This window comes from Acinetobacter sp. 251-1, from assembly GCF_030329305.1.
GTDB classification, from domain to species: domain Bacteria; phylum Pseudomonadota; class Gammaproteobacteria; order Pseudomonadales; family Moraxellaceae; genus Acinetobacter; species Acinetobacter piscicola_A.
Map to the genome: position 1 here is coordinate 215,893 of NZ_JACANS010000004.1, position 10,160 is coordinate 226,052.

Below are 10,160 nucleotides of genomic sequence, written 5' to 3' on the forward strand. Positions count from 1 at the left end.
ATGCGATATCGTATGATTTCGCTAAATGTAATGTGTATCGAGGATACTTATGCAGCACAGTAAAAAAAATATACTGCTAGTCCTTACTGCGATGGCGCCTTTACTGCTAAGTGGCTGTCAAGTTGTTAGTGTGAAAAGCCAAAAAGTCAATGTCACCATTGCCAATGAACGTGACAGTATCCTGACACGCAATAAAATGAGTGAAGCGAGCCTCAATGTACTGTCAATGACAGGTAGTGAGGCGAAAAAATGCACAGACCAACCTGATCAGTGTGTACAAGACTTGGAAAAAATTCCACAGATTCAAGATGAGCAATTGTTATCAACTGCAAGTGAAATTTATCTTGCTAAAGCAATCGCTTTAAATGATTCTTCAAGTTGTAAGGTCAGCACCCTGTCTAAACATCAATCAGAAGAAAAACAAAAAATCAATAAAACCAACTATAACAATTGTTTAGACCAACAATTAGACATGCTCGACAAAAGTATTCGTTATAGTTATGCCTATTTATTTGAAACTAAACGTCAACCACAAGATCGTATTTTTGACAACAGACAAGTTCAAATTCGAGACTTTTATAACCAAGCTTTAGCAAAAATGATTACCACCTATGGTCTACGTAGCGAAGGTAAATCTGTTCCTAAAGAAATTAAAATTGGCAAAAGTGTTTATAGCATTGACTATAGTCATTATCCGCAGCTCAATACCGAAAAGATTCAAAACCTTCTTTCGAGTTATAACTTAAACTTTTCAGGTTTACGCTCTCTGAACCGTAGAGATGGTTTCGGTGCTGAGTTTGTTGCAGTTTTAGATGATTCTGAACGTGCTGAGGAAAATAAATACATCGTCGATCCATTACATCACCATTATCAAAATGGCATTAATCCCAATATTCATGATCCTCGTTATTTATCGGTTAGTATTACCGCACAGCCAAAATCAGGCAACAGCGTAAACGATATTTTACATAATCCTAATTTTAGTTTAAAAATTTATGATCCTTATTTAATTGAAAATATTAAAGTCGCAGATAAAGACTATCCACTCGCTGCAAACTTCTCTGCACCTTATGGTCTATGGTTAGCAGAAAATAATCTGGGTGCTGCAGCATATTTAACTTTGATTGACCGTGATCAACGTTTGACCATGCCCCATTTATACATGTTAGAACCCTTCAATCCAAAGAAAAAAGTGATTGTATTGGTACATGGTTTAGCCAGCAGTCCTGAGGCTTGGATTCGTTTAACCAACGATATTATGGGAGATCAGGTTCTACGTGAGCATTATCAAGTTTGGCAAGTTTTTTATTCAACCAATATGCCAATTTTAGAAAGTCGCTACCAAATTAATGCCATTATTAATCAAACTTTTGACTATATTGGTCAAGATACATCAGCGGCGAAGGATGCTGTCTTGATTGGTCATAGTATGGGCGGCATCATCGCACGTTTATTGGTCAGTGATGCCGATTTAACTCAACCTGCGTTAAAAATGTTGAATAATCGTAAATTTGATCGTTTTAAAGATGATGATGTTTTCAAGGCACGTCTAATCATTAAACCTGTACCTAACTTTGATCGTGCAATTTTTCTCTCTGCACCACATCGAGGTACAGCTTTTGCAGATCGTTGGTTTACATTGGCAGCACGAAAAATTATTAAGCTCCCAGGTGCTTTTTTAGGTGCTTTAGCCGACTCTGTGACAGATCAAAATCTAAATATGAAAAATTTTGTGAATGAAGTTGGCGATGGATTGATTCAAAATGGTCCTAGTGATTTAAGTCATAATTCTAAATTTACCAAACTCACTAAAAATGTCATGCCTAAACAAGGTATGATTTTTCATTCCATTATGGGCAATAACTCCGATACCACAGATGAAAAGCTCATGACAGATGGTATTGTCCCTTATCAGAGTGCACATTTAGATGGCGCTGCATCTGAAAAAATTATTAAAGGTGGACATTCGATCCAAGAAACACCTCAAGCAGTATTAGAACTGAGACGTATTTTACGTCAACACCTCGTACAGCTCGGCTTGTATAAACCTGAATAAAGCAACACAAATAGCCCACAACATGTGGGCTATTAATTTATATACAACTCATTTTCAGTTATAAAAGAAATCCTTATAACTGTTTATTTGCATTTTACATTTGTGAAACACGTGTAAAACTGCAAAAACTACTCATCCACATCCATTAATAAAGTCATATTTTCAGCTTCAAACACTTCTTTTACACAATCCAAAATCTTTGGAATATAAGCACTTTGGTCCATATTTCGGATTGACATGGAAATCGGACTATAAGCCTCTAAGTCTAAGATTGGAATATAAACCAAATTTCGCATCCCGATTTCACTCGCACTTTGCGGAATTAAACAAATACCTTCACCAGATGAAACTAAACCTAAAGCAAGATGAATTTCACGTACTTCCTGCATATTTTTAGGCACTAAGGCAAGCTCAGTAAAAATCGACTGAATTAAAGTTGAAAAGTTTGGTTTTTGTGATGCAGGATAAGAAAAAATCAGCTCATTGCTAATCTCAGATAAATACACACCTCTATCAATATGTTGTGCAAGAAAATGGTTTTTATGTACTGCAACCCATAATTTTTCTCTACGCATTAAAATACGTTTTACCGCAGGATCACTGATTCTTAAACGTCCAAATCCAATATCAATTTTCCCAAGTTTAAGTGCCTCGATCTGATCTTTGGTACCGCATTCGATCAATTCCACTTCTGTATCAGGATTTTTTTGTCGAAATAAATAAATAATTTGTGGCAATAACGCATATAACAATGAACTCACATAGCCAATCCGTACCACTTTATTGACTGAACTAATGCGTTTTGCCATTGAGGTGGCTTGTGCTGTATGCGTAAGAATCTGTACAGCATGTTGGTAAAAAAACTGTCCTGCTTCGGTGGTTTTCACAGGGCGTGAACCACGTTCAAATAACAAGATACCAAGTTCTTCTTCTAATTTTTGAATTTGGCGACTTAGGGGCGGTTGAGCAATACACAGCTTTTCTGCTGCTTTGGTAATACTTTGTTCTTCAACAACCGTCACAAAATAACGTAAATGACGTAATTCCATTGTATCAAACTCCCTTTATATACCTTTTAAGTATTTAAAAATACCAATTTAGCTCTAGTTTAAGATATTACATTAATTTAGGGTATATAAACAGTTAAACACTTAAGAAATATTTGCAATGTATACATCTATAGAAACATTGCTTGTTGAGATCCCAACCATCCGTCCACACAAGATGGCGGTTGCAACAATGCAAACACAAACCCTAGTATTGGTAAAAGTCAGCACAGATGATGGCTTTGTGGGTTGGGGAGAGGCAACCACAATTGGCGGTTTAGGCTATGGCGAAGAAAGCCCTGAAAGTGTAAAAACCAATATTGAAACTTATTTTGCTCCATTATTAAAAACTTTAGCAGGTTTAAATGTCGCACAAACCATGCAAATCATTAACCGTAATATTAACGGCAATCGTTTTGCAAAATGCGCCATTCAAACTGCGTTATTGGATATTCAAGCACAACGTTTAGGTTTGCCTTTAAGTGAAGTGTTGGGTGGTCGTTTACGTGACAGCATTTCAGTATTGTGGGTATTAGCATCTGGTAATACCGAAAAAGATATCGCTGAAGCGCAAAAAATGGTTGAAAGCAAGCGTCATAATGTTTTCAAACTCAAAATTGGTTCTCGCCCTGTCGAACAAGATGTAGAACATGTTTTAGCCATCAAAAAAGCCTTAGGCAATGACGTTTCAATTCGTGTTGATGTCAACCGTGCTTGGTCTGAACTCAGTGCGATTAAAGGCATTCAGCTCCTACAAGACGGTGGCATAGACTTAATTGAACAACCTTGTGCCATTAATAACATTGATGCAATGGAACGCTTAACTCGTAAGTTTGATATCGCCATTATGGCAGATGAATCTTTAATGGGTCCACAAAGTGCTTATGAACTTGCTAAACGCAATGCAGCTTCTGTTTTTGCAGTCAAAGTCGCCCAATCTGGTGGCTTAATTGAAGGTTGCGAAGTTGCCAAAATTGCAAATCTTGCTGGCATTGACCTGTATGGTGGCACCATGCTTGAAGGTCCTGTGGGCACGATTGCATCTGCACACGTATTTTCAACATTTAGCAATTTAGCATATGGAACTGAGCTATTTGGTCCATTACTACTGACTGAACAAATTTTAAAAACACCACTTCAATATGAAAATTTTGAGCTCAAAATTCCAACAGGTTTGGGCTTAGGTATTGAATTAGATGAAGACAAAATCGACAACCTACGTCGTCAATAATTGAAGGAGTCGTCATGCTTTTCCAAGTAAAAATGGATGTAAATATCCCTTTAGATATGCCATCTGAAAAAGCCAATGAAATTAAAGCCGTTGAAAAAGCATATTCTCAAGATTTGCAACGACAAGGGAAATGGCGTCATATTTGGCGTATTACAGGTCAATACTCAAATATCAGTATTTTTGATGTTGAGAGTAATGAAGAATTACACAACATTTTACAAGGTTTGCCATTGTATCCATACATGGACATCGAAGTTATTGCATTAAACCGTCATCCTTCATCAATTCGTGAAGATGACACCTGATTTTTAATATCATTTTACAGTAATAAAACAAGGATTGTTGGGGCAAGGACGTAAGCCAAAACCATTTAGCAAGCACAGCCCCACAGCAACCTTTTCATACTTAAGGAGAATCCGTATGAACCGTCAAGAGATCGATCAATTAGTAAAAAAAATGAACGTAGACACAGCAACAGGTCCTGTTGATGCTCGTGTTCAACAAATTGTTGTACGTTTAGTTTCTGATCTTTTTCAAGCTATTGAAGACCTCGATATTTCACAAACTGAATTGTGGAAAGGTCTTGAATATCTGACTGACGCAGGTCAAGCAAATGAATTAGGTTTACTTGCTGCTGGTTTAGGTCTTGAGCATTATTTGGACTTACGTGCCGATGAAGCTGATGCTAAAGCAGGCATTACAGGCGGTACACCCCGTACCATTGAGGGTCCTTTATACGTTGCAGGAGCACCTGAATCTGTAGGTTTTGCTCGTATGGATGATGGTTCTGAATCTGACAAAATTGATACTTTATTTATCGAAGGTACTGTAACAGATACTGAAGGCCGTGTAATCGAAGGTGCTAAAGTTGAAATTTGGCATGCTAACAGCTTAGGGAACTATTCATTCTTTGATAAATCCCAATCTGACTTTAACTTACGTCGTACGATTTTATCAGACAACAATGGACAATATGTTGCTCAAACAACAATGCCTGTCGGTTATGGCTGCCCACCTGAAGGCACCACTCAAGCATTACTTAACAAGCTTGGTCGTCATGGTAACCGCCCTTCTCATGTTCATTACTTCGTTTCTGCACCGGGTTATCGCAAACTCACCACTCAATTCAATATTGAGGGTGACCAATATCTTTGGGATGACTTTGCATTCGCTACACGTGAAGGTCTTGTTGCAGAGGCTGTTGATGTGACAGATGAAGCTGAAATTGCACGTCGTGGTGTAGATAAAGCATTCAAACACATCACATTCAATGTAGAACTTGTGAAAGATCAAGAAGCTGCACCAACAACTGAAATTGATCGTCGCCGTGCAAGTGCATAATGCTGACCTGAATACTGTGAGACTTGCTTAGTTTCACAGTATTTCCCTGTACCATAATTTTTTATGCATAAGTATTTATTCAAAATATTTATGCATAGCAATTTATGAAAATGTAGACAAGGTTATTCACATGATTGATAAAAGTTCAGCTTCTTTGAAAGAAGCACTTTCCCAAATCAAGGATGGTTCAACCATCATGATTGGTGGATTTGGCACAGCAGGACAACCTGCAGAGCTCATCGATGGCTTGATCGAACTCGGTGTGAAAGATCTTGTCATTATCAATAACAATGCAGGCAATGGTGACTATGGTCTAGCTAAACTGCTCAAAGCGGGTGCTGTCCGTAAAATCATTTGCTCTTTCCCTCGTCAGTCTGACTCTTGGGTATTTGATGAGCTTTATCGTGCGGGAAAAATCGAGTTAGAACTAGTACCTCAAGGAAATCTTGCTTGTCGTATCCAAGCTGCGGGTATGGGCTTGGGTCCAATCTACACACCTACAGGTTTTGGGACGTTGCTTGCTGAAGGCAAACCGACCTTAAACTATGAAGGTAAAGATTTCGTTTTGGAAAACCCAATTAAAGCGGATTTTGCCCTCATTAAAGCACAACAAGGCGACCGTTGGGGTAACCTCGTGTATCGTAAATCTGCACGTAACTTTGGTCCAATCATGGCAATGGCAGCAGACGTAACCATTGCACAAGTGTCTGAAGTTGTTGAGTTGGGTGCTTTAGATCCTGAACATATCATCACACCAGGTATTTTTGTACAACACGTTGTACAAGTAAAACCTGCTCAATCATTGGTTACGGAGAATTAAACATGAGTTATACAAAATTAAGCCGTGATCAAATTGCTGAGCGTGTGGCACAAGACATTCCTGATGGTGCATATGTCAACTTAGGCATTGGTTTACCGACGAAGATTTCCAATTATTTACCCTCTGACAAAGATATATTTTTACATTCTGAAAATGGTCTTTTGGCTTTTGGTCCACCACCTGCTGAAGAAGATCGTGATCCTGAACTAATTAATGCCGGTAAAGAATTTGTCACCATGCTGACGGGGGGGTGTTTCTTCCATCATGGTGACTCCTTTGCCATGATGCGTGGTGGTCACTTAGACATCGCGGTACTCGGTGCTTTCCAAATTGCTGAAAATGGTGATTTAGCAAACTGGCACACAGGCGCACCTGATGCGATTCCTGCGGTTGGCGGTGCCATGGACTTAGCCGTTGGTGCGAAAAAAGTATTTATCACCACCGATCATGTGACTAAAAAAGGCGAACCGAAAATTGTCGCGGAGCTGACTTATCCTGCCACTGGTTTGAAATGTGTAGATCGTATCTATACCGACCTTTGCGTTATTGATGTCACTGCTGAAGGCATGAAAGTCATTGAAAAAGTGGAAGGTCTTTCCTTTGAAGAATTGCAGTCGATGACGGGTGCAAAATTGATTGATGCGACGGTTGAATAACCTCCCTTAGTCCCTCCTGAAAGGAGGGAAACTTTCATTACTACATCTTAATTATTGTCGATCATCTTTAAGTAAAACTAGATATTTACTGATTTAAACCAAAACCTATTTCGCGGAAGTCCCTCCTCTCAGAAGGGATTTAGGGAAGTAGAAAGTGGATAAAAAACTCATGAAAAACGCATATATTATTGATGCCATCCGTACACCTTTCGGTCGCTATGCAGGTGGACTTGCACCTGTACGTACAGATGACTTAGGGGCATTGCCAATCAAAGCTTTAATTGAACGTAATCCATCTGTGAACTGGGAAAAAGTCGATGATGTGATTTATGGTTGTGCCAACCAAGCAGGTGAAGACAACCGTAACGTCGGTCGTATGTCGGCACTATTGGCAGGTGTGCCATATCAAGTGCCTGCAACCACAATCAACCGTTTATGCGGTTCATCACTGGATGCTGTGGCAATGGCAGCACGTGCGATTAAAGCAGGTGAAGCAGATTTGATTCTTGCAGGTGGTGTCGAAAGTATGTCACGTGCACCATTTGTGATGGGTAAATCTGAATCTGCTTATGGTCGTGCACAAAAGCTTGAAGACACCACCATGGGTTGGCGTTTTATCAATCCAAAACTCAAAGAAATGTATGGTGTTGAAACCATGCCACAGACTGCGGAAAACGTGGCTGAGCAATTCAACATTAGCCGTGCCGATCAGGATCAGTTTGCTTTGACCAGTCAACAACGTACTGCGGCTGCACAGGCAAAAGGTTTCTTCGACAAAGAAATTATTCCTGTGAGCATTCCACAGCGCAAAGGTGATGCCATTGTTGTTTCAAAAGATGAACATCCTCGTGCAACCACGATTGAAGCATTAAGCAAGTTAAAACCTGTAGTGAAAGCTGAAGGTACAGTGACTGCCGGCAATGCTTCAGGCATTAACGATGGTGCAGCAGCGCTATTGATTGCTTCTGATGATGCCGTTGCAATGTATGGTTTAACAGCTCGTGCCAAAATCATTGCTGCAACAACTGTTGGTGTTGAGCCACGCATTATGGGCTTTGGTCCTGCACCTGCGATCAAAAAACTATTGTCTCAAACAGGTTTAAGCCTTGAGCAAATGGATGTGATTGAACTAAACGAAGCTTTTGCAGCACAAGCATTGGCTGTGACGCGTGACCTAGGTCTTGCCGATGGTTCAGAGAAAGTCAATCCAAATGGTGGTGCGATTGCTTTGGGTCATCCACTTGGTGCATCAGGTGCACGTTTGGTGATCACAGCACTAAATCAGCTTGAAGCAACAGGTGGCAAATATGCGCTGTGCTCAATGTGTATCGGTGTGGGTCAAGGCATTGCTTTGATTATTGAAAGAGTTTAAGGAATCCCTCCTAACCTCCCTTTAAAAAAGGGAGGAACTTAAAATAAAGATTTAGGAATTCAAATGCCAACTTTTACATCCAATGATGCCCAAATCAATTACCAAACTTTTGGTGATGCAAGCAACCCTGCGATTATTTTTTCCAATTCATTGGGTACAAAATACACCATGTGGCAACCGCAAATTGATGCATTACAAAATGATTTTTTTGTTATTTGCTATGATACCCGTGGACACGGTGCCTCTTCTGCACCTCAAGGGCCATATCAAATTGAACAACTTGGACAAGATGTGGTAAATTTACTTGACCATTTACAGGTTGAAAAAGCAAATTTCTGTGGTATTTCAATGGGTGGTTTAACAGGTCAATGGCTAGCTATTTATAAACCAGAACGTTTTAATCATATTATTGTGTGTAATACCGCAGCAAAAATTGGACAAGAACAAGCATGGAATGAGCGTGCTGCTTTAGTACGCCAACAAGGTCTGCAAACCATTGCTGCAACTGCGGCATCAAGATGGTTTACGGAAAGCTTTATCCAAAGCCAAGCCGCAACTGTACAATCTTTAAGTAACGACTTAGCAGCTGGCAGCGCAGAAGGTTATGCAAGTTGTTGCGAAGCTTTGGCTAAAGCAGATTTACGTGAAGAATTGAAAAATATTACAGTTCCAATACTTGTGATTGCAGGTCAGCAAGACCCTGTAACCACAATTACAGATGGTCAATATATGATTGATCGCATCCCAAATAGCGAATTATTTGAAATTAATGCATCACATATATCAAATATTGAATGTCCAAATGAGTTTACTCAGGCGGTAAAAAACTTTATCTCTCTGTAAAGGATAATAATAAGGTCTTGGTTCTGTCTTTACCCAAGGTGCAATAGCAATATTTCTATATTGCATCTACTTTATGATGAATATCAAATGAGAAACAGGACAAACCTAATCTAAAATTTGAACTCAATGGTTATACAGGCTTAGATGCACATTTCTAAGATTTAACAAACCAAGAAGAAAACAAAGAGCAGATCATAGGATCTGCTTTTTTATTGAAAACTTATAATATGACAATGTAAGAAAATGCTTACAGTTAGTGGTGCAAATTGCATCTTTTCGGAGAAGCATGAATTTCATATTCTATAAACATAGGGAACCGGAAGTTTCCCAGACACAAAACAACAATAAACAGTCTGAGCATCAGGAATGTGAGATTCGACAGGAGTCAGATCTAACTCACTAATATGAAAGAACCCCATCAGGATGATGGGGTTTCTTTTTTATATGTAATTTATTTTAAGGACTTAGGAAGATTTAAAAAATATTTCAATTAAAATAATTTTTAGCATAAGCTTCAGGCCATCATAAACATCAGCACATAGATGTTGAATTGCAAGGAATAAATTGAATATAACTAGAATATATAATCTTTTATACATCATTTTATCACCTGTTTCTGTTATTGATGGCTATTTAATATTCATTATATTCTAATCAGTCTAAAACTTTCCCACCCGCCATAAAAAACACCCCCAACCGTATGGTTGGGGGTGTTTTAAATTTAAAAGCTGGCGATGACTTACTCTCACATGGGTAATCCCACACTACCATCAGCGCTAAGAGGTTTCACTTCTG

At 38.9% G+C, this 10,160-nt stretch carries 9 protein-coding genes; 8 read left to right on the plus strand and 1 reads right to left on the minus strand.

What is annotated here, in order from left to right; all coding sequences use genetic code 11:
• Nucleotides 1-49: 49 nt before the first annotated feature.
• A complete protein-coding gene (locus HX129_RS04730) occupies nt 50-2,056 on the plus strand; it encodes an alpha/beta hydrolase (RefSeq protein ID WP_286433749.1) in 2,007 nt (668 codons plus the stop codon).
• Between the two features lie 128 nt (nt 2,057-2,184).
• On the opposite strand, the gene catM is transcribed toward HX129_RS04730, so the two are convergent.
• The gene (gene catM / locus HX129_RS04735) at nt 2,185-3,105 is read right to left on the minus strand and encodes a cis,cis-muconate-binding transcription regulator CatM (protein ID WP_130073356.1); all 921 of its coding nucleotides are present in this window, start codon (nt 3,103-3,105) and stop codon (nt 2,185-2,187) included.
• Nucleotides 3,106-3,223: 118 nt separating this feature from the next.
• On the opposite strand from catM, the gene HX129_RS04740 reads away from it, so the two are divergent.
• The 7 genes from HX129_RS04740 (at nt 3,224) to pcaD (ending at nt 9,365) form a co-directional block, all read left to right on the plus strand.
• Complete coding sequence (locus HX129_RS04740; protein WP_130073355.1) at nt 3,224-4,333, plus strand: muconate/chloromuconate family cycloisomerase; 1,110 nt, start codon at nt 3,224-3,226, stop codon at nt 4,331-4,333.
• 14 nt (nt 4,334-4,347) lie between these two features.
• Nucleotides 4,348-4,638 (plus strand): muconolactone Delta-isomerase, encoded by a 291-nt coding sequence (gene catC, locus HX129_RS04745; RefSeq protein WP_286433746.1) that lies wholly within the window; start codon nt 4,348-4,350, stop codon nt 4,636-4,638.
• Between the two features lie 115 nt (nt 4,639-4,753).
• Nucleotides 4,754-5,674, plus strand: coding sequence for a catechol 1,2-dioxygenase (gene catA, locus HX129_RS04750; RefSeq protein WP_130073353.1), 921 nt, complete (start codon nt 4,754-4,756; stop codon nt 5,672-5,674).
• 130 nt (nt 5,675-5,804) lie between these two features.
• The gene (locus tag HX129_RS04755) at nt 5,805-6,494 is read left to right on the plus strand and encodes a 3-oxoacid CoA-transferase subunit A (protein ID WP_174492520.1); all 690 of its coding nucleotides are present in this window, start codon (nt 5,805-5,807) and stop codon (nt 6,492-6,494) included.
• 2 nt (nt 6,495-6,496) lie between these two features.
• Nucleotides 6,497-7,150, plus strand: coding sequence for a 3-oxoacid CoA-transferase subunit B (locus HX129_RS04760; RefSeq protein ID WP_286433743.1), 654 nt, complete (start codon nt 6,497-6,499; stop codon nt 7,148-7,150).
• 169 nt (nt 7,151-7,319) lie between these two features.
• Nucleotides 7,320-8,522 (plus strand): 3-oxoadipyl-CoA thiolase, encoded by a 1,203-nt coding sequence (gene pcaF, locus HX129_RS04765; protein WP_286433742.1) that lies wholly within the window; start codon nt 7,320-7,322, stop codon nt 8,520-8,522.
• A gap of 63 nt (nt 8,523-8,585) precedes the next feature.
• Complete coding sequence (gene pcaD / locus HX129_RS04770) at nt 8,586-9,365, plus strand: 3-oxoadipate enol-lactonase (RefSeq protein WP_130075530.1); 780 nt, start codon at nt 8,586-8,588, stop codon at nt 9,363-9,365.
• Nucleotides 9,366-10,160 lie beyond the last annotated feature (795 nt).